This window comes from Herbaspirillum sp. meg3, from assembly GCF_002257565.1.
GTDB lineage: Bacteria > Pseudomonadota > Gammaproteobacteria > Burkholderiales > Burkholderiaceae_D > Herbaspirillum.
On sequence record NZ_CP022736.1, the window covers coordinates 5,435,303 to 5,459,319 of the forward strand.

Genomic DNA, 24,017 nt, shown 5'->3' on the forward strand with positions numbered 1-24,017 from the left:
GATAAGGCCACGCCGCTCATGCATGCCTCACCCGATCCGTCACTGACGCAGTCCGACAGCGTCGCCGAAGAGCCGGTCAAGGCCTCTTTGCCGGAGTATGTCTACGCGCGTTTGCGTGAAGACATTTTTGAAATGCGTCTCCTGCCCGGCGACCAGGTGACCGAGACCGAAGTCGCGGCTTACTTCAAGGTCTCGCGCACACCGGTGCGCGAGGCTTTGCAACGCTTGCAAAGCGACGGCCTGATGCAGGGATATGTGCGCGGCGGCTGGGAAGTCGTGCCGATGGATTTCAAACGCTTCGCCGACTTGTATGAGTTGCGCCAGCTGATCGAAGTGCATGCCGTCACACGACTGTGCGCGTCGCCGGAAGCGGGAAAACGCAGCATCGACATGGCGCAGATCAACGCGCTGAAAGCGGACTGGTGCGTACCGCCGGAACAACGCCTGACCGACGGCCGCGCGGTTGCCGCACTGGACGAATGCTTCCATCAGACGCTGGTGCGCGCCACCGGCAATCAGGAAATGGCCAGCGCCTTCGACCGTCTCACCGATCGCATCCGCATCGTGCGGCGGCTCGACTTTGTATACGGCGATTGCGTGGGATCGACCTACGAGGAACATGCTGCTATCCTTGCGCAAATCGACGCCCGCGCCGGAGATGAAGCTGTCAGACTCATAACCGACCACATCGCCGGCAGCCACGCGGAAGTCAATCAGATCACCTTGCATCGCCTGCACAGCGCGCGCGCCTCCGCCGCCACTGAGCGCCTGCCTTACGTCACTGTGAGAGTCATGCGCTCATTCTGACGGCGGCGTTGCAAGCAGCGTTGAAAGCAGATGCGGCCCCACGAAAAAAGTCCGTCATCGATTACGCGATAACGGACAAGTCGGTCTTTGCGACCGATGAGGAGACACAGGAATGTGTCAACTTCATCCTAAAGTGTTATTGAAAATGCAATCCGGTGAGGAGCTTGTGGTTCCTGTGGCTGTTCGCTCAATGATGCGTACTTGCCACACATTGGTTCCTGCAGCCCATCGTTCGTCAGTGAGTGGCTGCGTTGCCCAGGCAAGCGCTTGTATGGAACAGTCATTCAGCATCACCGTCTTTGTAAGTCCTGATTTGTAGTGTTGTAGCCAGTAGTGAGAATGCGTCCTTCATTGATCCGTGCAGATGGATCGTATGGACGGCATTTTTTCATCAGCCACTTAGCCACATGACAAGAAGGAGAAAGACATGCTCGGATTAACCTCGCTCGGCATCATCCACACGGCCATCGCTCTGGTCGCTGTCGTCACCGCTCTCATCATTCTCGCACGCGAACACCGCATCCTTTACGCCACCGGGGCGGGGCGACTGTATGTGCACGCGACGGTGCTGACCTGCCTGACGTCGTTGGGTATTTTTCAGCACGGCGGTTTCGGCAGGCCGCACGTGCTCGCGATCATCACCTTGATTACCTTGGGCATCGCGCAGGCAGCCATCAAGACCACGTGGTTTGGTCGTCGCAGCGTCTATGTGGAGATGGTGGCGTATTCAGCCACAGTGTTGTTCCATTTCATTCCGGCGCTGACCGAGACGGGTACACGCCTGCCGGTCGGTGCACCGTTCTTTGTGAATGCCGAAGATCCGCTGCTGAAGATGCTGACCGGTGCGCTGGTGTTGCTGTTTGTGGTGGGCGCGACGGCGCAGGTGTTGTGGCTGGGACGGCAGCGCGCCGTTGATCCGGGCACGGCGACACCAGCGTGAAATCAGCGATCAGCTAAAAGCCGTCGCCAGCGTCAGGAGCAAGGCCAGCACCAATGCCGGCTTGCCGGTCCGCAGCACCGAACGCGGCGCATAGCAAAGCTGCAGTACGAGGAGCAGGGCGGCGATGGTCATGGTGCCGAGCCAGGTCACAGGCCCGATACCCCAACCACTGTCGCGCACACAGACGATGAAGGCGACCGTCAGCGCCAGCGTGCCGAGCCAGCGGCCGCGTTTGCGCAGCAGTGCGCTCGGCTCGGCGCCACGGCCGTGGATGTCGGCGTAGTGGCGATCCATCGCCTGGCTCAGCGCCACCCACGCGCTGTAGGAAAGCGACAGTGTCGCCAGAAAAGGCAGGGGGAGGAAGTTCATCATGCCGCCTCCTGCAATTTGGCGTCATTCGCATTGTCGGCATCGTTGTGCGAATGCGCTTTGCCAATCTTCTTTACCGCTTTCTTCTTGCGTCCCAGATGCCAGGCCGCAAACGCCAGGCCGATGCCAAGCGCCAGCACCGTGAGATCGAAACCGGCGACTGGCCACGGGCCTTGCGCCATGAACAGCGTCACACCCAGATGCGACGAAGTCGTGAACACATTCAGCACCGGGATGCCCATGAACAGCAGGGCGCCGACCCACAATTGCCATTGCCACATGCGGCGGTCGGGGCGGATCTGCGCCAGCACCGCGGCGATGCCCCAGGCGATGAAGAACCAGTTCATTTCGGCGTCGGGACGTTTTTCCATCGCCACCGGCAACAAGCGGTTGGCCCAGAAATAGGCGGCGAAGGCGATCGGCAGACCGGCGATGGCGCCGATGTTGAGCGCTTCCACCAGTCGCAATCCAAATCCCGCTCCGATGTGGCCGCCTTGCGCCAGCTTCTTTGCATGACTCTGACGCGTCTTCACGGCCCACAGCAATGCACCGGTCGCCACCATGGCGCAGCCCGTCAGGCCGCAGAGAAAGAACAATACGCGTAGCAACGGATTGGCGAAGTGGCCGATGTGCAAGCCGTACAGCACACCGCGTGTCGCGTTGGCGCCGCCGATGTCTTCGCCGTCGGCGCTGATCAGTGCGCCGGTGACGCCGTTGTATTGCACGCTCGGCTGGATGTAATTCAAGCCTTTTTCTTCTTCACGGCGGATCTGGATGGTCGCGTTGGCATCGCCGGGATGATTGATCGTGATGCCCACCGCATGCATGCCATGCCAGCGTTGTTCGGCCTGCGCCAGCAGCGGTTGCAGCGGCGTCAGCGGCATCGGCTTGCCGGCCGCCTTGCCGTTCTTGGCGCTCGGGAAAACATCCGCGAAGAAGCTGTCCTGATTGCCTTTGTAAGCGGTTTGTATGCCCCAGGGCATGTACATGAACATCAGCGTTACCAGCCCGGTGTAGGTGATCATCAGATGGTAGGGCAGGGCCAGCACGGCGGTGGCGTTATGCGCGTCAAGCCAGGAGCGCTGACCTTTCTTGGGACGGAAGGTGAAGAAGTCCTTGAAGATGCGCTTGTGGGTGATGACGCCGCTGACGATCGCCACCAGCATGAACATCGCGCAGAAGCCGACGATCCAGCGCGCCCACAGCGGCGGCATGTAGTGCAGATCAAAATGCAGGCGATAGAGGAATTCGCCGCCGCGCGTCTCGCGCACGTCCGGCATTTTGTCGCCGGTCAGCGGATCGATGATCTGCGACGTGAACTTGCCGCGCGTCTTCGGCGGTGCATCTTTCGGTGGCGGGGAGATCCAGCCGATGCGCAAGGCGGTGCTGCGTTCAGCCGGCAATGTAATGAACCAGCGCGATGCCTCCGGCGCTTTGGCTTGCAAGGCCGTCAGCGCGACTTGTGCCGCCTGCGCGGTGCCGATGTCGGCGCTGTGTGAGGCATGCAGCTCGGGCTTCATCCACAGCGTGATCTCTTCACGGAAATAAGATGCCGTCCCGGCGCAGAACACCAGAAACAATACCCAGCACACCAGCAGTCCGGACCACGTATGCAACCATGCCATCGATTGGCGAAAACCTTCTCTCATGTCACGCTCCGCTGCATCACTACCAGAATCAGACCCAGTACCGCGCCCGGCAACACAATGCCGGCCCACGCGCGCCACGCCGTGCGCGCGGCAAACACCCACAGCACCGCGCAGCAAAACACGATGAAGGACAGTAAGGTGGCAGTGATCACCGCTTCGGCAGGAGCCATCGGCAACAAGATGGCGAGCAGGGCGGCGGCCGTCGCCGAGAGTGCGTAGCCGCCGCCAATGGCGGCCACTGCGCGTGAGGCGACGGCGAGACGGTAGCGGAGTGCAGGGTTCAGGATCATTTCTTTACAGGGTGATGATGTGGCGTCGGCTCTGGTGTAGCGTCAGCGACTCGTTGTAGCGATGTTCAAAGGCATAGCCGATGGCGTGCTGTTCACGGGTATAGACGTTGTAATCCGGTTCGCCGAGATTGCGATTGCGGGGTTTCCAGCACGGGCGTCTCGGTTTGCTGCCGGTCAGGGTTTTCTTGGCGGCAGCAGCCGAAATGGCTGTCGGCCGCGCGTTGAACGAGCGAACGAGCGGCAAGACATGTGCGGATTCCCTCGGAGTTATCGTTGTCCTGTGCCTGGCAACGATCAGATCGAGAGCTGGGTGCGTGGAAAAATGTCGGATTATTTCTCTATTTTTATCGATGAATTTGCAAATGATAACAATTCCCATTCATATTGTCATCTTGTTGTCAGGTCTCCGGCGAGGCATGAAACCAATGTTGCAGATTCCTGCCTTCCTGCAATTTGTGAAACAATGCAACATCACTTAACCTCCCGACGTATTTGCCGACTCATCAGCGGAATCAACCTGCCGGCATCGGCAACGTCTTCACCAATTCGCCATGACAGACTCTTTGGTCAGCAGCGCCTCCGGCGCCGATACACCCACTACTTTTATCGAACTGGACGCCCTGATTCGCGCCAATTACGCTGACATGCGGCCGCAGTTCCAGGCCGGGGCGGCCTTCCTTTTGGACAATCCGGGCGAGGTCGCGGTATCGACCATGCGGGCGGTCTCCACGCGTGCTGGCGTGCAACCGTCGACGCTGGTGCGGCTGTCGCAATATCTGGGTTTTCCGGGATGGGGCGAGCTGCGCGCGCTGTTTGTCGAACGTCTGGCGGTTACGCCCAAGGCCTATGCCTACAAGGCGCAGAGCCTGGTCAAGCGCAACAACAGCGATATCCTGATCGCTGAAATCTTCCAGGCTCAGCGCGCCAATCTCGATGCCTCCGAACCGAAGAATGCCGACGAATTGTTGCGCGCCGCCAAGACGCTGACCAAGGCGCGCCATGTGCATATCGCCGGTTTTCGCGCAGCGTATTCGGTAGCCTTCATGCTGGAATACCTGTACCGCCTGTTCCGTCCGAGCGTGACGCTGATCAAGGGTACCGCCGGTTCGCTGGCGATGGAATTGCGCGCCGTCACGGCACAGGATGCGACCATCGTGATCAGCTTCGCACCGTATTCCATCGAAGCCGTGCAGGTCGCCGAAGCCGCCAAGCGCGCCGGCAGCAAGCTCATTGCCCTGACCGACAGTGCCGTCGCACCGGTGGCGCTGCAGGCCGATCACACCATCCTGTTTTCGCACGAGAGCCCGTCGTTCTTCCCTTCCATGGCCGCCGCTGTTGCAGTCGCTGAAAGTCTGATCGAGCTGGTCATTTCCCTCGACGACGACAAGGCCGTCAAGCGGCTGGAGCAGGCCGAGGATGAGCTGTACCAAAGCGGCGCGTACGTGAAGTCCGGCAGCAAGTAATCTTGTCTCGCCGGATCACTCTGCAACAGTTGTTGCAACGTTAGACCTCCTCAATTTCCTTCTCGCCGTCGTCCCAACGCACGCTGGAACCCAGTGGCGGTTGTCGTTTATTCGGTACTTCGCCAAGACGCTGGATCCCCGCGCACGCTGGGATGACAGAGGAAAGGTGTGCGTTCTGCAATGAACGCGAGCGCCGCCAGATCATCCGGCGTCAGAGTATTTCCCGGCAAATTCATTCGCTGTCCGATTTGGTGCGCGCACGTGCCGCAATGCACCAAAAAATGCACTGTAAAATATTTATGCAACAAACGTTGCAAAAGCATTTTATTCAATCTATAGTTGGCCCAACTTGAATTCCTGCGCGGCGAATCGTTTGCTTGTCGAACTTTCGTACGTTGAATCTTTGCCTGAGGCCAGTTCCATGACACATGTTTTCCATCGTTATCCCAAACAAACCATGCCCGTCGCTAAAGCCGGCATCGGCATGGAGCTGATCGACAGCAACGGCAAGCATTACATCGACGCTTGTGGCGGCGCAGCCGTATCCTGCCTTGGTCACGGCCATCCGCGTGTGATCGAAGCGATTCGCACGCAGATCGATCAACTGGCGTATGCCCACACCTCATTCTTCACCACCGACGTGGTGGAAGAACTGGCCGACAATCTGAGCGCCTCGGCGCCCGGCGATCTCAATCATGTCTACTTCCTGTCCGGCGGTTCGGAAGCCATTGAAGCCGCGCTCAAACTGGCGCGCCAATACCATGTGGAAACCGGACAAAAGAGCCGTCGCCATTTCATCGCGCGCCGCCAGAGCTATCACGGCAACACGCTCGGCGCACTCGCCATCGGCGGCAATGCCTGGCGTCGCGAAGCATTCCTGCCGTTGCTGGTGCCGTCGCATCATGTCGCGCCTTGCTATGCCTATCGGGATCAACTGAGCTGCGAATCGGATGCGCAATACACGCAACGCCTGGCGGACGAACTGGAAGCAAAGATTCTGGAGCTTGGCGCCGACGAGGTTGCAGCTTTTGTTGCTGAAACCGTCGTCGGCGCCACCGCCGGTGCAGTACCGCCGGTCGGCGACTATTTCAAAAAAATCCGCGCCGTCTGCGACAAGTACGGCGTGCTGCTGATCCTCGATGAAGTGATGTCCGGCATGGGCCGCACCGGCTATTTGTATGCCTGCGAAGAAGACGGCATCGTGCCCGACATCCTGGTCATCGCCAAAGGTCTCGGCGCCGGCTACCAGCCCATCGGCGCGATGATTTCCAGCGACCGCATCTACAACGCGGTGGTCGGCGGCAGCGGCTTCTTTCAGCACGGTCACACCTACATCGGCCACGCCACGGCCTGTGCCGCGGCACTCGCCGTGCAAAAGACCATCAAGGACGAGCAGCTGCTGCCCAACGTGTTGGCGCGCGGCGAGCAGTTGCGCGCCACGCTGCGCAGCGCTTTCGCCAATCATCCACACGTCGGCGATGTGCGCGGCCGTGGCCTGTTCGTCGGTGTGGAGCTGGTTGCCGATCGCGACAGCAAGCAGCCGCTCGATCCGGTCAAGCGCACTCACAGCCGCGTCAAGAGCGAGGCCATGGCGCGCGGCCTGCTGGTCTATCCGATGGGCGGTACCGTCGACGGTCGCCAGGGCGACCACATCCTGATTGCGCCGCCTTTCATCAGCACCGCAGCAGATATTGACCGCATCGTCGAACGGCTTGTGCCGGCGGTCGATGCTGCATTGGCCTGACGCCATTCTTATACAGACACACCGGCAGCATCCATCAAATACATCAGGAGAGGAAACGACATGAAACGATTCACCCTACCGCTGTTTGCCCTGCTATCGGCATTGGCCGGACTCAATAGCGCCAATGCCGCCGACGCGGGCCTCGGCCCGACGCTGCAAAAGATCAAGGAAGGCAACGTCATCGCTATCGGTCATCGCACCAGCTCGATTCCATTCTCCTATTACGATGAAAACCAGAAGGTCGTCGGCTACTCGCAAGACCTCTGCAACAAGGTCATCGACAGTGTCAAAGCCAAGCTGAACATGCCCAACCTGGAAGTGCGCATGATCCCGGTGACCTCGCAAAACCGTACGCCGCTGCTGCAAAACGGCACCATCGATCTGGAGTGCGGCGTCACCAGCAATCTCAAGGATCGCTGGCAGCAGGTCTCTTTCAACACCACTTTCTTTGTCGCCAGCAGCCGCATCCTCACGCGCAAGGACAGCGGTATCAAAGACTTTCCCGATCTGGCCAACAAGGCGGTCGTGACCAACGCCGGTACGACATCGGAACGGCTGTTGCGCACGCTCAATGAACGCCGCAAGATGAACATGCAGATCCAGAGCGCCAAGGACTACGGCGAAGCTTTCCTGATCCTGCAATCGGGCCGCGTCGCTGCCTATGTGATGGACGACATCCTGCTGGCCGGTGCGCGCACCACAGCGCAAAAGCCCAATGACTGGTTGCTGACCGGGACACCGTTCGGTGCTGAACCCTACGGCTTCATGGTGCGCAAGGATGATCCGCAGTTCAAGCAACTGGTAGACGGTACTCTGAGCGGCCTGATGAAGAGCGGCGAGATCAACCGCATGTACGCCAAGTGGTTCACCTTCCCGATTCCGCCGAAGAACGTCAGCTTCAATTTCCCGATGCCGGAAGACGTCAAAAAGCTTTACGCCAATCCAAGCGACAAGCCGATGGATTGATCAGCTAAACGTTAGACTGAAGACCCGCAACGAGTTGGAGTAAGCACATGACGCAAGCACGCCTGCCGGTATTCGATCCGGCCCACGCCACGCCGGAACAGAAAGCGCTGCTGGACGATATCCTGTCGGGCCCGCGCGGCAATCTCAACGGGCCGTTCGTGAGCTGGATTCATAGCCCGGAGCTGGGCCAGCTGGCGCAGAAGCTGGGTGCTTACTGCCGCTACGACACCGGCCTGCCGCTGCGGCTGTCCGAGCTGGCAATTCTGGCGACGGCGCGCGAATGGCAATCGCAGGCGGAGTGGGCCATCCATCTGCCGATCGCCGTCGATGCGGGTTTGTCGGCGGTCGTTGCCGAGCAGATTCGTCTCGGGCGGGCACCCGTGTTTGAAAAAGAAGACGAGCGCGTGGTCTGGTCGTTCGCCACCGAGCTGTACCACCACAAACGCGTCGCCGATGCGACCTATGCGCGTGCGGTGGAGTTGTTTGGTCTGAAAGTGGTGGTCAACCTGATCGGCCTGCTCGGTTACTACGCACTGGTGGCGATGACGCTGAATGTCTTCGGCATGCGCGCTGAGGGCCAGACGTCGCTGCCTTTCCCCGAGCCGCCGCAAACTTGATTACCTGACTTCAGAGAAGCCGAGAACACATCATGGACTACCGCTGGAACTGGAGCGTCTTTCTCCATCAGGCTGCCGATAACCAGACCTACGTCGACTGGCTTCTGTCGGGCCTGTCGATCACGCTGGCGCTGGGTTTGTCGGCCTGGCTGATCGCGCTCACGCTCGGTACCCTGCTCGGCATCATGCGCACCTTGCCCAATCGCTGGCTCAGCGGTATCGCGGCTACCTATGTCGAATTGTTCCGCAACGTGCCGCTGCTGGTGCAGATTTTCATCTGGTATTTCGCCATGCCGGAGATTCTGCCGTTCGGCATGGGTGAAGCGATCAAGTCCATGAGCCCGCTGGCGCAACAGTTCACGACGGCGATGCTGTGCCTGGGATTTTTCACCGCAGCGCGCGTGTGCGAGCAGGTGCGTTCCGGTATTCGCGCTCTGCCGCCGGGACAGAAGAACGCCGGTCTCGCGATGGGTTTCACGCTGGGTCAGACATATCGTTATGTACTGCTGCCGATGTCGTTTCGCATCATTCTGCCGCCGCTGACGTCGGAGTTTCTCAACATCTTCAAGAACTCCGCCGTTGCCTCCACCATCGGTCTGCTGGAACTGGCCGCGCAAGGGCGCCAGTTGGTCGACTACACCGCGCAGCCGTATGAAGCCTTCATCGCCGTGACGCTGACCTACATGCTCATCAACATCACGGTCATGACCTTGATGCGCTGGCTGGAAGGGCGCGTCGCCTTGCCCGGTTTTGTCGGCAGCAAATAAGGATCCGCAGCATGAGCTACCAATTCGACTTCAGCGCAATCACCCCGGCCGCCGTCCACGTACTGGGACAAGGCATGCTGATCTCCTTGCAGATCACCGCCACGGCCATCGCTTTCGGCATCGTCTGGGGCACTTTGCTGGCGATGATGCGGTTGTCGTCGTCGAAGCCGCTGCAATGGTTTGCGACGGGTTACGTCAATCTGTTTCGCTCGATACCGCTGGTGATGGTGTTGCTGTGGTTTTTCCTGATCGTGCCGCAGTTGCTGCAGAAGGTGTTCAAGCTGTCGGCCTCCAATGATTTGCGCATGACCTCGGCGCTGGTGGCGTTCTCGCTGTTCGAGGCGGCTTACTATTCCGAGATCATCCGTGCCGGCATCAAGAGTGTCGCGCGCGGTCAGTTGGCGGCGTCGTTTGCACTCGGGCTGACGTACATCCAGACCATGCGTCTGATCATTCTGCCGCAGGCTTTCCGCAACATGGTGCCGTTGCTGCTGACGCAAGGGATCATTTTGTTTCAGGATACGTCGCTGGTCTACGTCAGCGCACTGGCCGATTTTTTCGGACGCGCCTACACCATCGGCGAACGCGATGGCCGCATCATCGAATTGCTGTTCTTTGCCGGCGCGGTCTACTTCGTGATCTGCTTCAGCATCTCGCTGCTGGTCAAACGCACCGTCAAGTCATAATCCTGCAAATCAATATCCGCGCTCGCGATCGTACAGATGCGGTGCGGGCAGGCCGTTTTCCAGCGCATGGATAACGCTTGCCGCCTGACGCGCACGTTCGCGGCGTGACGGCGTCGCCGCACCGTGCGGCGTGACGATGATGCGCGGATGATTCCACAAGGGCGAATCCACCGGCAGCGGCTCGACCGCAAAGACGTCCAGCAAGGCCGACGAAACATGACCCGAGTCCAGCGCCGCCAGCAAGTCTTCGGTCTGCACATGCGTGCCGCGTCCGACGTTGATGATCGCCGCACCGGCCGGCAGTTGCCGCAACAGATCGGCGTTGATGATGTCGCGCGTGTCCTCGGTATCCGGCAACAGGCAGATCAGAATATTGGTACGCGCCAAAAAGGCGCCGAGCTGATCTTCGCCGGCGTAGCACTTGATACGTTCGGCCGTGCGCGGCGAGCGTGCCCAGCCTGCGGTGATGAAGCCCAGTTGCGCATGCATCTGCGCGCACGCCAAGCCCAGCGCACCCAATCCCATGATGCCCACACGCGTTTCCACCGCAGTGCGCGGCGTGGCGAACTCGGTCCATTCACGCCGCGCCTGTTGCGCGATCATGCGCGGCATATCCTTGAGCAGCATCAGGCTGCTCATCGCGGTGAACTCCGCCATGCGTTGCACCGTGTCGTCTGTCACCATGCGGATGACGGGCACCGTGGCAGGCAGTCGCGGATCGGCCAGAATGTGATCGACGCCGGCGGCGCTGCTGATGACCGCCTTCAGGTTGGGGTAGCCGGCAATGCGTCCGGCTTCCGGTTGCCAGACCAGGACATATTCCACGGCGAGCGGGTCGATGCCGGGATCATTCCACCAGCGCACCTCCACGCCGGGCGCGAATTCGCCGAAATTTTTCTGCCACTCCGCCACCGCGTCGACGCCGCCCGATTTGACCAGCAGCACGGGACGGCGGGGATTATTTGACACGCTCATGCAGATTCTCCCGACACGGTCGGAACATGCATCGGCCGCCGCAACGCCGGATCGAAAGGATTGATGCGCTTGCTCAGGGCATCGGCTTCGCGCTTGAGAATCTGCACCACAGTCGGCAGGCGGTCATCGCTCAGACGCGACGTCAGCGTGCCGATGCTCAGCGCCGCCACGATTTGCCCGCTGCAATCGAAGATCGGCACCGCCAGTCCGGCCATGCCGTCAAGCAGGCCGGCATTGCGCGCAGCGTAGCCGTTCTGGCGCACGCGTTCAATTTCAGTCCGCAGATAGACTTCGTCAAATACACCGAACTCGCGGATACGCGGCAAGTTGTAGCGAATCACTTCATCCCGTTCCGCCTCCGGCAGGAAAGCAAGAATCGCCAATGCGCCTTGTCCCACGCCCAGCGCCACCCGTCCGCCGATGTCGCCGGTGAAAGCGCGAATAGGGAAGGGGCCGTCGACGCGATCCACGCAGACGGCATCGAAGCGCGAACGCACCAGCAGGAACATGGTGTCGCCCAGGCTGCCGCACAGCCGCAGCAACACCGGCCGGCACAGTGCGCGCAAATCCCAGCCGTTGCCGGCGCGTGCCGCCAGGCTGAACAGGTCCATGCCAAGCCGATACAGCTTGCTGCGCTCATCCTGTTCGACCATGCCTTCATTGACCAGCGATTGCAGCAGGCGATGCGTGGTGCCTTGTGTCAGCCCGATGTCCTTGGCGATTTGCGTCACGCGCGTGCCTTGTGCTGGTGCAGCGGCCAGTGCGCGCAAAACCGCAAAGGTGCGTTGCACGCCGTTGGCGGGAAGAGTGGTTTCGTTGCTCATGTCGATAAATGGAATGGTTGCTGCCGTCTTGAGCAAGGTATTTCACTCAACGGAATAAGTAATAAAAATATCCTGTTTGATGAAATACGATAGCAGAATTGGCAAGGAAATTGCATAAGGATTGCAATAACTCATGCGTTACCTAAGCAATTCGGATACCCGCTCCGCAAGTAATTAAACAAGCGATGGATACCGGATCACGAAGGATCGTTTTCCTTGGAAAGGACTTGCCATGTCGTTCCTCACGCTGACCAATGTCAGCAAGTTTTACGGAGATACCCAGGCGGTATCGTCTTTCAACCTGAGCGTGGAGAAGGGCGAATTCATTTCGCTGCTCGGCCCCTCCGGTTGCGGCAAGACCACCACCTTGCAGATGATCGCCGGCTTTGAAAGCGTCAGCGGCGGCCGCATCGAACTGGATGGTCGCGACATCACGCACGCCAAGCCCAACACGCGCGGCCTCGGCATCGTGTTCCAGACGTATGCCTTGTTCCCGCACATGACGGTCGAGCAGAACGTCGCCTTCGGCCTGGAAATGCGCAAGATCCCTGCTGCCGAACGCCGCGACAAAGTGGCGCAGGCGCTGGCCCTGGTCCATCTGGAAAAACACGGCAAACGCTATCCGCGCGAAATGTCCGGCGGCCAGCGTCAACGCGTCGCGCTCGCACGCGCACTGGTGATCCAGCCGCCGGTGCTGTTGCTGGACGAACCGCTGTCTAACCTCGACGCCAAGCTGCGCGAAGAAATGCAGTTCGAGCTGCGCGACATCCAGCGCAAGGTCGGCACCACCACCATCATGGTGACGCATGACCAGAGCGAAGCGATGTCCATCAGCGACCGCGTGGTTGTGATGGAAGCGGGTCACGTCACGCAAGTCGATCGTCCGCTCAGCGTGTACGAGCATCCGGCCAATCGTTTCATCTCGACCTTTGTCGGCAAAGCCAATTTGCTCGAAGGCAGCGTGTTGCGCCAGGCAGGCGACCACGCGGATATCGACGCCGGCGGCATGACGCTGACATTGGAAGCAGTCGACAGCGGCCTGCGTTCCGGCGCACAGGTGTTGCTCGGCCTGCGTCCGGAAAAAATCAAATGCGTCGCCGCGGGCAAGGGACGTTGCGACGGCCAGGTCAGCCAGCGCTTCTTCCTCGGCAGCCAGTGGATGTACAGCATCGTCACGCCGCTGGGCGAACTCACCGTACTGATCGCCAATGATGGCGCCGACATGCTGGAGCCGGGACAGAACGTCGGCATCGACTGGAACGATCACAACCTGCGACTGGTCTCGGCCAACCGCAGTACCGCAATCAGTGCGGCAGAGGTTGCCTGATGAGCGCCGCTTCGACTACTTCCGTTGCGCCATCTTCAGTGGCCCAGAAGGCGATCAGCAATCGCAGCCTGCCATGGTTCATGTCGGCGCCGGCCATTTTGCTGTGCAGTGTGATGCTGCTGGTGCCGCTGTTGCTGACCGTGCTGCTGTCCTTCAATGCCTTCGACGCCGACACCGGGCCCAAGGCCGGCACCTTCACGCTGGAACACTACCGTGCGGTGCTGACCGATCCGTACTACTACGAAATTTTCTGGCGCACCTTCTGGATCTCGGGTCTGGTGACGCTTATCTGCATCGCCGTCGGCACGCCCGAGGCGTACATCCTCAATCGCATGCGCAAGCCGTGGCGGTCCATCATGTTGCTGGTGGTGCTGGCGCCGCTGATGATCTCGGTGGTGGTACGCGCTTTTGGCTGGAGCATGCTGCTGGGGCCGGAAGGGCTGGTCAACGGCGCGCTGTCGGCATTCGGCATCGGCCCCTTCAAGATGCTCTATACCGAGACCGCCATCGTCATCGCGCTGGTGCATGTGATGCTGCCGTTCATGGTGATTCCGGTCTGGACTTCGCTGCAAAAGATCGATCCCGGCGTCGTCAACGCCGCGCTGTCGCTCAATGCTTCGCCGACCACCGCGCTGCGCCGTATTGTCCTGCCGCAGATCATGCCGGGGATGCTCTCGGGCAGCCTGATCGTGTTCGGTCTGTCGGCCAGTTCGTTTGCGATTCCCGGCCTGCTGGGCGGACGCCGCCTCAAGATGATGGCCACGCTGATCTATGACGAATACCTGCACGAACTCAACTGGCCGCTCGGGGCCGCCATCGCCTTGCTGCTGCTGCTGGCGAACCTGGCCATCATGCTCGGTTGGAATCGCATGATCGAGCGTCGTTACAAGAAAGCATTGGGGTAAGCACATGACCAAGAACGGACCGATTGCATTGCTGTTCAATGGGCTGGTGATCAGCTTCATGCTGGCGCCGATTCTGGTGGTGTGCGTGATCGCCTTCACCCCGGAAAACACTCTCACCATCCATGGCCCGGCACTCTCGCTGCGCTGGTTCAAGGCCGTGTTCGCGTATCCCGACTTTGTCAGCTCGTTCTGGAACAGTCTGTGGCTGGGCCTGTCTTCCGCGACCATTGCCACCGTCATCGCGGTGCCGGCCGGCATGGCGCTGATCCGCTATCCCAACCGCTGGAGCGGTGTGCTGCAGGGCTTGTTCCTGTCACCGCTGATCATTCCGCATCTGGTGCTGGGCGTGGCGTTGCTGCGTTTGTTCACCTTGATCGGCGGCGCCGGCAGTTTCGGCTGGCTGATCCTGGCGCACGCTTTGGTGGTCACGCCCTACACCATGCGGCTGGTGATGTCGGCGCTGATTGGTTTTGACCGCAGCGCGGAGCACGCGGCGATGTCGCTGGGGGCGAGCAAGAGCACGGTGTTTTTACGCATCACGCTGCCGATGATTTTGCCCGGCATCACCGGCGGCTGGTTGCTGGCCTTCATCAACAGCTTTGATGAAGTGACGATGTCGATCTTCGTCACCTCGCCGTCGACCGTTACGCTGCCGGTGCGCATGTACATGTACGCCACCGAGTCCATCGATCCGATGATGGCTGCCGTATCGGCGCTGATGGTGGCGATCACGGCAGGCGCAATGATCATTCTGGATCGTGTCTACGGACTCGATCGTGTATTGGTGGGTCGCTCATGAAGGCAACCGCAATCCGCCCGCAGTTTGTCCGCGTTGCCGAACAGGCGCGCACGCCGGTTGCATTCGTTCTGGACGGCCGGCCGGTGACGGCCCTGGAAGGCGACACCGTGTTGACGGCGATCTTGCTGACTGCAGGTCACGTACGCCGCAATGAATTCAGCGGCAAACCACGCGCCGGTTTTTGCATGATGGGCGCTTGCCAGGATTGCTGGGTGCAAACCGTCAGTGGTGAAAAGCTGCGCGCTTGTTCGACCTTTGTCCGTGAAGGTATGCAATTGCTGACCGAAGCTGAGGAACGGGGAGAGCAGCCATGAGCAAACTCAGTCCCATTATTGTCGGCGCCGGCCCTGCCGGTGTACGCGCTGCACAGACGCTGGTCGCCCACGGCTTGCGTCCCATCTTGCTGGACGAAGCACCGCGCGCCGGCGGCCAGATTTATCGCCAGCCGCCGCCAGGCTTTTATCGCAGCAAAAAGAAACTCTACGGTTTTGAAGCAGGCCGCGCCGATAGCGTCCATCAGGATTTCGCCGCGCTGGTGCAGCAGATCGACTATCGTCCGCAAACACTGGTGTGGAACGCGCAGCCGGATGTGCTTGACATCATGAACACCACCACGCTGGCCGCCGACAACATCGCATGGCAAGACATCATCGTCGCCACCGGCGCGACCGATCGCGTGTTGCCGGTGCCTGGTTGGACCACGCCGGGGGTCTACACCCTTGGTGGGGCACAGGTCGCGCTCAAATTTCAGGGCTGCGCCATCGGCCGCCGCGTGGTGCTGGCCGGTACCGGACCGCTGCTGTATCTGGTCGCTTATCAATACGCCAAAGCCGGCGTCCAGGTGATGGCTGTGCTCGACAGCAGCAGCCTGTCCGACCGCATCGCCGCGTTGCCCGACATGCTCGGCCAGCCGGCGCTGCTGATGAAGGGCATGTACTACATGGCCTGGCTCATGGCACATCGTATTCCGCTGAAGACGCACGCACGTTTGCTGCGCGTCGAAGGCGAAGGACAAAATAAACACGATGAGCACGTGCGCGCCGTAGTCTGGCGACGCGAGAGCATGACCGCGGAGGAACCCGTCATCGGCCCTGAGCAGACAATCGAGTGTGACGCGCTTGGGTTCGGTTACGCGCTGCGCTCCGAAACACAGCTGGCCGATCTGCTCGGTTGCCGCTTCGGCTTCGACGCCGTACAGCGTGCCCATCTGCCCGAGCGCGACAAAGCCGGACGCAGCAGCGTGCCGGGCGTCTACCTCGCAGGCGACGGCGCCGGCATCATGGGCGCGGATGCGGCGGAGCTGGCCGGTGAACGCGCCGCACTGGCACTGCTGCAAGATCGTGGAGTGCAGATCGACAACGCGCGCGCCGACAAGCTGGAACACCGCTTGGCGCGCATCGGCGCATTCCGCAAAGGACTGGAACGCGCTTTCCCTTTCCCGCACAAATGGGCCGGACTGGCGGATGACAAACTGATCGTGTGCCGTTGTGAGCAAATCAGTGCCGGAGAATTGCGTCAGGCTGCACGCGACAACAACGCGCAAGAGATGAATCGCCTCAAGGCGCTCACCCGCATCGGCATGGGCCGCTGCCAGGGGCGCATGTGCAGCAGCGCGGCGGGCGAGATCCTGGCGCAGGCTTGCAGCATCCCGCTGGCGCAAGTCGGCCGCTTGCGCGGACAGGCGCCGATCAAGCCGGTGCCGATCGGCATGCACGCGTTGAAATCTGCGCCTGCGCCGGTCTCGGCATCGCCATCCACGCAGCAGACGGCTTCGGTCTTCCATGTTGCACTTGCTGCGGGAGAGGACGAATGAAACAAAGAGTCACCACCGACATCAACGCCGGCCCCAAACGTTTGTCCGCTGACGTGTTGATCGTCGGCGGCGGCATTGTCGGCACTTCAGCCGCACTTACGCTCGCCAAGGCAGGACGCAAGGTCGTCTTGCTCGAACGTGACCTGTGCGGTTCGCGCTCCAGCGGCATCAACTATGGCGGCGTGCGCCGGCAAGGCCGCTCGGTATCGCAACTGCCACTGGCGCAGCGCGCACATCGCATCTGGGAAGGCCTGAGCGATCTCATCGGCATCGACGGCGAATACGTGCGCAGCGGTCACTTCAAACTGGCGCGCAGCGCGGCCGACATGCAAGCGCTGGAAGCCTATGCCGAACTCAGCAAACCTTTCGGACTCGGCATCGAGCTCATCAGCGGCGAACGTCTGCGCCAGCAATGCCCGTGGCTCGGCGGTGCGGTGGTGGGCGGTTCGCTCTGCCCGGAAGACGGCCAGGCCAATCCACGTCTGGTGTCGCCTGCCTTTGCGCAGGCGGCGCAACGTGCCGGCGCGCACATCATCGAACGGTGCGAGGTGCGCGAAGCCGGTTATGATGGCACGGCGTTTTCGGTACGCGCTGAACTGAGTACCGGCGAAGGTCGCCAGTCGCTGCAGGTGCGCGCTGCGTCGCTTATCAACTGCGCCGGCGCCTGGGCCGGTAAGCTGGCCGAAGCCTTCGATGAAGCCGTGCCGATGTTCAGCGGCCATCCCAACATGGCAGTGACCGAGCCGATTCCGTACTTTCTGCCGTGGAGCCTGGGGGTGGAAGGCGGATCGATCTATTGCCGCCAGGTCAGCCGCGGCAACGTGGTGCTCGGCGGCGGTCGCGGCTATGCGCAGGACGAAAGCCGCGCGCGCTCATCGCATGACGCCATCCTCGCATTGCTGCCGCAAGCCGTCGACTTGCTGCCGGCTTTGCGCCACGTGCACATCATCCGCACCTGGAGCGGTGTGGAAGGTTACCTGCCGGACCGCCAGCCGATACTCGGGGCGAGCAGTACGCAGGACGGCCTGTTCCACGGTTTCGGTTTTTGCGGCGCCGGTTTTCAGATCGGACCGGCGGCGGGCGAAGTGCTCGCCGATCTGGTCATGCATGGCCGCAGCGACATACCCATCGATGCATTTTCGATCCGACGTTTTCAATCCACTCTTCCCGTTGCAGATTTCAACCTCGCTTCCGAACCAGAAAGGAAAATTCAATGATTTCGCTTTCATCTTCTTTCGTCCGTCACACCTGTACTACGGCAGTCGCTGCTGCACTCTCGCTGCTGGCGATGAGCAACGCGGCGCAGGCCGCCGATCCCAAGACGCTCTACATCGGCATGAACGGCGGCAACATGGAGAAGACCTACACGCAATTCGTGTTCGGTCCCTTCGAGCAAAAGAATAACGTCAAGGTGGTGGTCGTGCCGGGCGGTTCTTCCGACATTCTGGCCAAGGCGCAGGCCGCCAAGGACAAGCCGCAGATGCACCTGATGTTCCTCGATGACGGCGTCATGTACCGCGCCATCGGCATGGGCCTGTGCGAGAAGCAAAAACCCAATCCCAACCTCGCCGGCATCCTTCCGGTTGCGCACATCAAGGGCGACATGGCTACCGGCGTCACCATCAGCATGACCGGTCTGGCCTACAACACCAAGGTCTACGCCGACAAGGGCTGGGCGCCGCCGACCTCGTGGCTGGACATGGCCGATCCCAAGCTCAAGGGTAAGGTCGTGTTCCAGTCGCTGTCCTCATCGACCTTCGGCCTGCACGCCTTCCTCGCCTTCAACAAGCTGAAGGGCGGCACCGACAGCAACGTCGAGCCGGGCTTCACCGCCTGGCCGAAGACCGTCGGCCCCAACGTCGTCGAATATATCGCCAGCTCCGCCAAGATTTCTGAAATGGCGCAAACCGGCGAGGCTGCCTTGTTCCCCTACACGCCGACCCAGGTCACGATCCTGAAGAGCAAGGGCATCCCGGTCGAATACGTGCATCCGAAAGAAGGCGGCGTGGTCTTGATGGTGGCGCAATGCGTTATCGCCAACAACAGCGAGCCGCAACTGGCACAAGAGTTGGCCGCGTATCTGCTGAGCCCGGAAGCACAGGGCAAGGCGCTCGAAAACGGCAGCTTCAATCCCACCAACACCAAGGTACAAGTGACCGGCGCAGCGGCGGCGGAACAGAAGCGTCTGAACGACTACGTGAAGAACTCACGCAACGTCGACTGGGATGAGGTCAACAAGAATCGCGCGGTGTGGAATACGCGTTGGAATCGGACGATCGAGCGTTAAGGGGTGTAAGCCGAAATTCCAGAAAATTTCCTTATCAATGCCGGTAGGCGGCGCCAAATCAAATAGCGCGCCGCCTCCGCGTCGTGGCGTTGGCATCGACGGCCAAGCGCCCTGCAATCCTCCGTCACATATTCATAGTTGATTCGAATTTGTGCGAGGTTTGTTAAAACTTTCTCAACCTTCCATTCCCTGCCTTGACGACATACAAGGTAAATGCTCAACTGAGGCCCCTCAAATGGTTGCTCAGGCCGGGCCATATCCTTCCGCTCCCTTTCTGGAGAATTTATGTTGCTTCGATGCGTTGTCGCGCTTTCCCTCGCCATGCTTCTGGCCGGCTGCAGCATCACGCAAACCGTCTCCGATGCCGCCAGCAATGCCTATCGAACCCTCTTCCCAAAAAAACAAGACACGCTGCACATCGGCATCGTCACGGACAACACCGCCAATCTCGATGGGACCGGCAAACCTCTCTCGGTTGTAGTCCGTGTCTACCAGTTGAGAAGGCGCGAAGCTTTTAACGCCGCTTCCTACGAGGCCCTGCAAAATCAGGACAAAGCTGCTCTGGCCTATGACGCACTATCCGCAGACAGCCAGACCGTCCTCCCCAACACAGGAACGCGCCTAAGCGTCCCCTTATCTGAAGAGACGCAATATCTCGGCGTCGCCGCCTTTTTTCGCAAGCAAGATGACGGCAACACATGGCGGCTCGTAGTGGATCGAAAAACACTACTCTCCAAGCCCAATCTGATGCTGTCCATTTCGGAATACACGATCCGCATTCAGGACCAGACAGGCCGTTAACTCAGGACAAAACGTCATGCAACACCACATGAAGACGGTGCTCTGCGCGCTGATCTGGGCAATCACAGTACACGCGCAGGCCGAGGAGCGGGGTGAACGTTACCAGCCTACGTCCACCCGTTGCCCCTCCGCTCCCATGCTGGATACGCCGTCGTCGAACAACGGTGATGGCAGCTCCGGCCTGCCTCCTGCCCGTGCGGCTGGCAATGCGGCCAACAGCGGCTTGCCAAACAACGGTTTTCCGCCGCCTGCCCGACTCGACGCTCATGGGCAAAAACTGGCAGGGCCTCCCGAGCCATCCCGTCCCAGGGTAGAGCAGCGCCAGTGCGCCAAGTCCTGCGAGGCTGGCTATACGATGGTGATGGACGATCGACACCAACAGTGGTGCCAGCGCATCAAGCCCAAAGCCATTAGCATGAGCGTGCCGGTGGAGCTCAAACCGGCGGGCATTGATGCCCCCTTTCAGCTCAATCGCGACGGCAAGAACAAACACAAGCTTGATCCGGCCAAGCTCGCACCCTGGCAAGGCCGGGTCGTGGTGCAAGTCGTCGGCAGCGACGACAAGCCGCTCGTCGGCCAAGCGGTCAAGCTAGTGCAGACCGTGGAAGATGACTCCGGCGGCCACCCCGAACGCAAGCACAAGGGGCAACGTCCGCTGGCCGTGCTGTTTCTGGAAAAAGCTGCTCTCGCTGTCAACAAACAGGGGGAAATCACCACGCCGCTGGTCACCGATGCGCAAGGTCAGATCAAGCTGTTTTTTTCGGCTCCGGAATTTGCCGGTGTCCACCGCCTCAAGGCTGAATGCGCGCAGAGTACTTGCGGCACAGCCGAGGAAACGGTGATGGTGAAGGTGCCTGATCTGGCAGAGTACGAGCCCGCCGAGGGAACGGCGCAGTTGGTGGGCGGCACCAATGAAAAGCATGAGCAACGACATTACTTGACCAAACAATCAATAAAAAACCTAGAAGTAATGATTAAAGCCATGAATAAATCCGGCTGGAAACCGGTCGGCGTGAATGACGCCGCGTTGCCTTGGGGCGGGCTCTTCGACATCTCCGGTAACTGGCGACCCTCGCATTTCGATCATGGCGCGGGGACTGCGGTGGATTTGCGTACGGCCAACATCGAGCTCGGCACGAAGTCGCAAGTCTATGACAGCCAATGCAATTCTCAAGACGCCAACGCACTCAGCAACCAACTTCCCAGCACCAAAATTCTCTGGCATGACGGGCCGCCTCACGACATAGAACATTTCCATGTTTATCTGCTTGGCACCGCCCCTAATGGCACACCGAAGAAAAGTTGTCAGGATGCAGGTGGATGGATGAAAAAAGCCGACGAGAAGGCCAAAGCGAAAGCTGACAAAGAAGGAAAAAAGGAAACCAAAGGATGATGCCCATGAAACTTGCCACACAATATGCCTTGATTCTGGCCTTCCTGTGTCCGCCCGCCATCGCACAACCAAAGCCTGACGCCGAACCACCGAAGAACATGATCACGCCGCTTCCCGGCCAGAACGCCTGGGAAATCCGCGAGGTCGACCCGGACTCCGAAGAAGTCCGCACCTTCCGTTACGTCTTACGCAACCAGATTGCGCCTTCAATGCGCAGCACCATCGATATCGATAAGGAGGGGCGGCAGTTCGTCTACCGCTATCGCTTGAGCAATGGCAAACAGGCTGAGCAGGACATTAATAATTTTTGGATATGTTGCGTACCTTTACAGGTCTTTGTCGTTCCGGAAGATGAGCCTTTTCCTAAAAAAACCGGGGATAAGGATAAAGACAAGGCGGCCATGTCTGAGTGGTATAAGCGTATGAGAGCTGGCGCCGAACTCATCGTCTCGGGAGGGGACCGATATCTACCCGCTCCTGCCAGCTGGGACCCCTCTCTGAAGCAAGGCGATGGCAGTGCCGGCTATGGTTGGCTTGCACACTTCACTAAAGGTATTCCCTACGGCATGCCGCCGGGCACCTGGGCCGAAGGCTTCGCCTTCCTGCGTCCTGAATTGCCGGGGGTGCGCATCGCCAAGTTGCAGGGCTTCGCCAAGAACGACCAGGTCCCCGGCAGCTACGACATCGACACCGACGACCCTAAGCTCAAGGCGGAAATCGCCGCCATTGCACGTTCGGATGGACGATGGCTGCCGGTTCTCGCGCCGGTCTTTCCGGTTCCCGAGCCTTTCGATGCCACCGTCTTCACACGGGAGTTGTGGAGCGAAATCGAAAACACCTGGTACCGTGATGATGATTACAGCCTGACCATGCTCGCCCCGGAGGTCTTTACGCAACTCCAACGCGAATTCAAGCTCCTGATCCCGGCGCTGGAGGCCAACAACACCAGCGCTGCCAAAGCCGGCATCGCCCGCATGCTGGCGTATATGGCGCAATTGACCGCGCCCGACAGTGTCACCCCAGAGAACGCAGGTCAAGAACAGGCGGCCAACGACACCACTCCTTTGCCCACCACGCGCGCACCTGTTACCGATCCCAACAGCGTCGATGCCGCCACCCACACCATCCATCGCGTCGCCGCGCGCGCCCTGGTGTTCAATCTGGCCTATTTGCAAGAACACCTGGGTTCGGGCAAGTGAGGTCCTACGAAGCCATCTAAAACGTTCCCTACCGCGCAATCGGATCTCATCGACTAGGAGGTAGGGTGATCGCACGAGGGAATAGCCATGCCGGGCGGCAAAGCTGCATGCAGGAATTCTTCCCCGCCGCACATCCTCAATTCAATATTCCTCGTCGTATATTTCCTCTCCGAAATGACAGTATTGCAGTCGAATTTCGCCAGTCGGCTGCGATAGTTGTGCGTCAGTCAAGCTATCCCAAACTATTCTCAATCCTTCCTTGCGCTTGCCCTTCATCTTTACTAGATTGGGTATTCCACCAGAAGAACAGCTAGTCATCACAGCCAGCGAAAACAGCGTACTTAACTGTCCACCCGAGGAGCACAGTAATGAGTCCTGCTACATCTGCTGTATTGGAAGAACGCTCTGCAAGAGCACATGCCGGGAACCTCGGCATCGGTATTACTCCCCGCCCGCAACGTCGCCGGGAACGTCTTGACATTACCTTGATGGAACTTGATCCACGTGATGTGGTGGATGGCGTGCTGCTTGAGAACGGCATGTTCCTTGCGCCTGATCCGACACCTGTGGGCACGATGCGCGAGGTTTGTCCGCATTGCGAGGGCGTGGCGCTGCAACTCGTCTTGCGTCGCCATCATGTCAAACGCTCGCACTTGTTTTGCGGGCAATGCACACGCTGCTACGACGCGGTATGCGAAGGAGGGTATTCGATACTCGGAATAGTCTGAGCTGATCAATATTTTTCAACGATAGCAGTATCGTAATGACAGCGGCCTCAGGGCCGCTTTTCTTTTTCAGCGTCGTTGCCTTTTTCTATTTCGGCCTTCACGGCGTTGAGCATGTGACGCAGATCGCTTTTCATGAGCGCTGCACCAAAAAGCGTAGGCACATAAAAATCGGGCGCGATGATGCCTGCGTAAGAGATGCGGGTGTGGCCGTCGTCTCCAGGTTGCTGCGGCTGCTGAGGTTGTAGTTCCCAGCGTGCCTGGTATTCGCGCATGTTGCCGCTGATCAGGCGTATATCGATGACCTGCATCGGCTGTTCGGTGACGTGCAGCACCAGGTCGATGTTTTGCCGGATGAACAAAAATTTGGCGAAGCCATTTTGGGTGACCACGCGCTCATTGCCTTCGCTGGAAGTGACCTGCGAGCGCGACAGGTTGGGGACGAATTCCGCGAGCCGGTTGTAGTCGGTCAGCACCTTCCAGCTGCGCGCCACGTTGGCGTTGACCGTCATCTTTGCCGTCACTTCAAAGAGCGGATAGCCCTTGGCGCGGTTCATGCGGACATCGATGTCGGGTTGGTCGATGGTCTGTGCACCGGCATTGCTGCCGGTCATCCAGACCAGTGCTACCAGTGAGCAAAGCAGAGAAGGTCGCAAAGGGGCTTTCGATTG

At 59.9% G+C, this 24,017-nt stretch carries 26 protein-coding genes; 19 read left to right on the plus strand and 7 right to left on the minus strand.

Annotation, left to right across the window (positions count from 1 at the left end; genetic code table 11):
- The first annotated feature begins 18 nt into the window (after positions 1 to 18).
- Positions 19 to 807 (plus strand): GntR family transcriptional regulator, encoded by a 789-nt coding sequence (locus hmeg3_RS24450; RefSeq protein ID WP_094566028.1) that lies wholly within the window; start codon positions 19 to 21, stop codon positions 805 to 807.
- Between the two features lie 427 nt (positions 808 to 1,234).
- The gene (locus hmeg3_RS24455; RefSeq protein WP_094566029.1) at positions 1,235 to 1,747 is read left to right on the plus strand and encodes a hypothetical protein; all 513 of its coding nucleotides are present in this window, start codon (positions 1,235 to 1,237) and stop codon (positions 1,745 to 1,747) included.
- A 9-nt stretch (positions 1,748 to 1,756) separates the two neighbouring features.
- Here the strand turns inward: hmeg3_RS24455 and hmeg3_RS24460 are convergent, their stop codons facing one another.
- From hmeg3_RS24460 to hmeg3_RS24475, 4 genes are read right to left on the minus strand one after another with little or no spacing between them, the layout of a single operon-like run.
- On the minus strand, positions 1,757 to 2,119 hold the full coding sequence (locus hmeg3_RS24460; protein WP_094566030.1) for a DUF3325 domain-containing protein: 363 nt from the start codon (positions 2,117 to 2,119) through the stop codon (positions 1,757 to 1,759).
- A complete protein-coding gene (locus hmeg3_RS24465; protein ID WP_094566031.1) occupies positions 2,116 to 3,765 on the minus strand; it encodes a PepSY domain-containing protein in 1,650 nt (549 codons plus the stop codon). Before hmeg3_RS24465 ends, hmeg3_RS24460 begins: the two co-directional genes overlap by 4 nt.
- Complete coding sequence (locus hmeg3_RS24470; protein WP_094566032.1) at positions 3,762 to 4,055, minus strand: DUF3649 domain-containing protein; 294 nt, start codon at positions 4,053 to 4,055, stop codon at positions 3,762 to 3,764. Before hmeg3_RS24470 ends, hmeg3_RS24465 begins: the two co-directional genes overlap by 4 nt.
- 4 nt (positions 4,056 to 4,059) lie before the next feature.
- Positions 4,060 to 4,299 (minus strand): hypothetical protein, encoded by a 240-nt coding sequence (locus tag hmeg3_RS24475; RefSeq protein ID WP_094566033.1) that lies wholly within the window; start codon positions 4,297 to 4,299, stop codon positions 4,060 to 4,062.
- A gap of 307 nt (positions 4,300 to 4,606) precedes the next feature.
- Between hmeg3_RS24475 and hmeg3_RS24480 the strand changes: the two genes are divergently transcribed.
- The 6 genes from hmeg3_RS24480 to gltK all read left to right on the plus strand — a co-directional run bounded on the left by hmeg3_RS24480 (position 4,607) and on the right by gltK (position 10,298).
- On the plus strand, positions 4,607 to 5,518 hold the full coding sequence (locus tag hmeg3_RS24480) for a MurR/RpiR family transcriptional regulator (protein WP_094566034.1): 912 nt from the start codon (positions 4,607 to 4,609) through the stop codon (positions 5,516 to 5,518).
- Between the two features lie 421 nt (positions 5,519 to 5,939).
- Positions 5,940 to 7,262 carry an aspartate aminotransferase family protein gene (locus hmeg3_RS24485; RefSeq protein ID WP_094566035.1) on the plus strand — a complete coding sequence of 441 codons (1,323 nt, stop codon included), beginning with the start codon at positions 5,940 to 5,942 and terminating at the stop codon, positions 7,260 to 7,262.
- Between the two features lie 60 nt (positions 7,263 to 7,322).
- The gene (locus hmeg3_RS24490; protein ID WP_094566036.1) at positions 7,323 to 8,228 is read left to right on the plus strand and encodes a glutamate/aspartate ABC transporter substrate-binding protein; all 906 of its coding nucleotides are present in this window, start codon (positions 7,323 to 7,325) and stop codon (positions 8,226 to 8,228) included.
- A gap of 47 nt (positions 8,229 to 8,275) precedes the next feature.
- Positions 8,276 to 8,845: a carboxymuconolactone decarboxylase family protein gene (locus hmeg3_RS24495; RefSeq protein ID WP_094566037.1), complete on the plus strand. Its 570-nt coding sequence runs from the start codon at positions 8,276 to 8,278 to the stop codon at positions 8,843 to 8,845.
- Between the two features lie 32 nt (positions 8,846 to 8,877).
- Positions 8,878 to 9,612, plus strand: coding sequence for an amino acid ABC transporter permease (locus hmeg3_RS24500; protein ID WP_094566038.1), 735 nt, complete (start codon positions 8,878 to 8,880; stop codon positions 9,610 to 9,612).
- A gap of 11 nt (positions 9,613 to 9,623) precedes the next feature.
- Positions 9,624 to 10,298, plus strand: a complete 675-nt coding sequence (gene gltK / locus hmeg3_RS24505) for a glutamate/aspartate ABC transporter permease GltK (protein WP_094566039.1) — start codon at positions 9,624 to 9,626, stop codon at positions 10,296 to 10,298.
- Between the two features lie 9 nt (positions 10,299 to 10,307).
- Here gltK and hmeg3_RS24510 read toward each other — a convergent pair whose 3' ends face one another.
- Together hmeg3_RS24510 and hmeg3_RS24515 are read right to left on the minus strand one after the other, a co-directional pair.
- On the minus strand, positions 10,308 to 11,273 hold the full coding sequence (locus tag hmeg3_RS24510; RefSeq protein WP_094566040.1) for a glyoxylate/hydroxypyruvate reductase A: 966 nt from the start codon (positions 11,271 to 11,273) through the stop codon (positions 10,308 to 10,310).
- Positions 11,270 to 12,097: an IclR family transcriptional regulator gene (locus tag hmeg3_RS24515; RefSeq protein ID WP_094566545.1), complete on the minus strand. Its 828-nt coding sequence runs from the start codon at positions 12,095 to 12,097 to the stop codon at positions 11,270 to 11,272. The genes hmeg3_RS24510 and hmeg3_RS24515 overlap by 4 nt, the downstream gene beginning before the upstream one ends.
- 232 nt (positions 12,098 to 12,329) lie before the next feature.
- Here hmeg3_RS24515 and hmeg3_RS24520 point away from each other — a divergent pair, with 232 nt between their 5' ends.
- The 11 genes from hmeg3_RS24520 to hmeg3_RS24570 all read left to right on the plus strand — a co-directional run bounded on the left by hmeg3_RS24520 (position 12,330) and on the right by hmeg3_RS24570 (position 23,349).
- Positions 12,330 to 13,424, plus strand: coding sequence for an ABC transporter ATP-binding protein (locus hmeg3_RS24520; RefSeq protein ID WP_094566041.1), 1,095 nt, complete (start codon positions 12,330 to 12,332; stop codon positions 13,422 to 13,424).
- Positions 13,424 to 14,329 (plus strand): ABC transporter permease, encoded by a 906-nt coding sequence (locus tag hmeg3_RS24525; protein WP_094566042.1) that lies wholly within the window; start codon positions 13,424 to 13,426, stop codon positions 14,327 to 14,329. Before hmeg3_RS24520 ends, hmeg3_RS24525 begins: the two co-directional genes overlap by 1 nt.
- A 4-nt stretch (positions 14,330 to 14,333) precedes the next feature.
- Complete coding sequence (locus hmeg3_RS24530; RefSeq protein ID WP_094566043.1) at positions 14,334 to 15,128, plus strand: ABC transporter permease; 795 nt, start codon at positions 14,334 to 14,336, stop codon at positions 15,126 to 15,128.
- Complete coding sequence (locus hmeg3_RS24535) at positions 15,125 to 15,442, plus strand: (2Fe-2S)-binding protein (RefSeq protein ID WP_094566044.1); 318 nt, start codon at positions 15,125 to 15,127, stop codon at positions 15,440 to 15,442. Before hmeg3_RS24530 ends, hmeg3_RS24535 begins: the two co-directional genes overlap by 4 nt.
- Positions 15,439 to 16,941, plus strand: a complete 1,503-nt coding sequence (locus hmeg3_RS24540; RefSeq protein ID WP_094566045.1) for an NAD(P)/FAD-dependent oxidoreductase — start codon at positions 15,439 to 15,441, stop codon at positions 16,939 to 16,941. Before hmeg3_RS24535 ends, hmeg3_RS24540 begins: the two co-directional genes overlap by 4 nt.
- Positions 16,938 to 18,158 (plus strand): FAD-binding oxidoreductase, encoded by a 1,221-nt coding sequence (locus hmeg3_RS24545; RefSeq protein ID WP_094566046.1) that lies wholly within the window; start codon positions 16,938 to 16,940, stop codon positions 18,156 to 18,158. The genes hmeg3_RS24540 and hmeg3_RS24545 overlap by 4 nt, the downstream gene beginning before the upstream one ends.
- On the plus strand, positions 18,155 to 19,228 hold the full coding sequence (locus tag hmeg3_RS24550; RefSeq protein ID WP_094566047.1) for an extracellular solute-binding protein: 1,074 nt from the start codon (positions 18,155 to 18,157) through the stop codon (positions 19,226 to 19,228). Before hmeg3_RS24545 ends, hmeg3_RS24550 begins: the two co-directional genes overlap by 4 nt.
- Positions 19,229 to 19,513: 285 nt before the next feature.
- The gene (tssJ, locus tag hmeg3_RS24555) at positions 19,514 to 20,029 is read left to right on the plus strand and encodes a type VI secretion system lipoprotein TssJ (RefSeq protein ID WP_094566048.1); all 516 of its coding nucleotides are present in this window, start codon (positions 19,514 to 19,516) and stop codon (positions 20,027 to 20,029) included.
- Positions 20,030 to 20,045: 16 nt separating this feature from the next.
- Positions 20,046 to 21,422, plus strand: a complete 1,377-nt coding sequence (locus hmeg3_RS24560; RefSeq protein ID WP_157739363.1) for a hypothetical protein — start codon at positions 20,046 to 20,048, stop codon at positions 21,420 to 21,422.
- 5 nt (positions 21,423 to 21,427) lie between these two features.
- On the plus strand, positions 21,428 to 22,621 hold the full coding sequence (locus tag hmeg3_RS24565) for a hypothetical protein (protein WP_157739366.1): 1,194 nt from the start codon (positions 21,428 to 21,430) through the stop codon (positions 22,619 to 22,621).
- A 368-nt stretch (positions 22,622 to 22,989) separates the two neighbouring features.
- Positions 22,990 to 23,349 carry a hypothetical protein gene (locus hmeg3_RS24570; protein WP_094566051.1) on the plus strand — a complete coding sequence of 120 codons (360 nt, stop codon included), beginning with the start codon at positions 22,990 to 22,992 and terminating at the stop codon, positions 23,347 to 23,349.
- 47 nt (positions 23,350 to 23,396) lie between these two features.
- On the opposite strand, the gene hmeg3_RS24575 is transcribed toward hmeg3_RS24570, so the two are convergent.
- Positions 23,397 to 24,002 carry an SRPBCC family protein gene (locus tag hmeg3_RS24575; RefSeq protein ID WP_232511799.1) on the minus strand — a complete coding sequence of 202 codons (606 nt, stop codon included), beginning with the start codon at positions 24,000 to 24,002 and terminating at the stop codon, positions 23,397 to 23,399.
- Positions 24,003 to 24,017 lie beyond the last annotated feature (15 nt).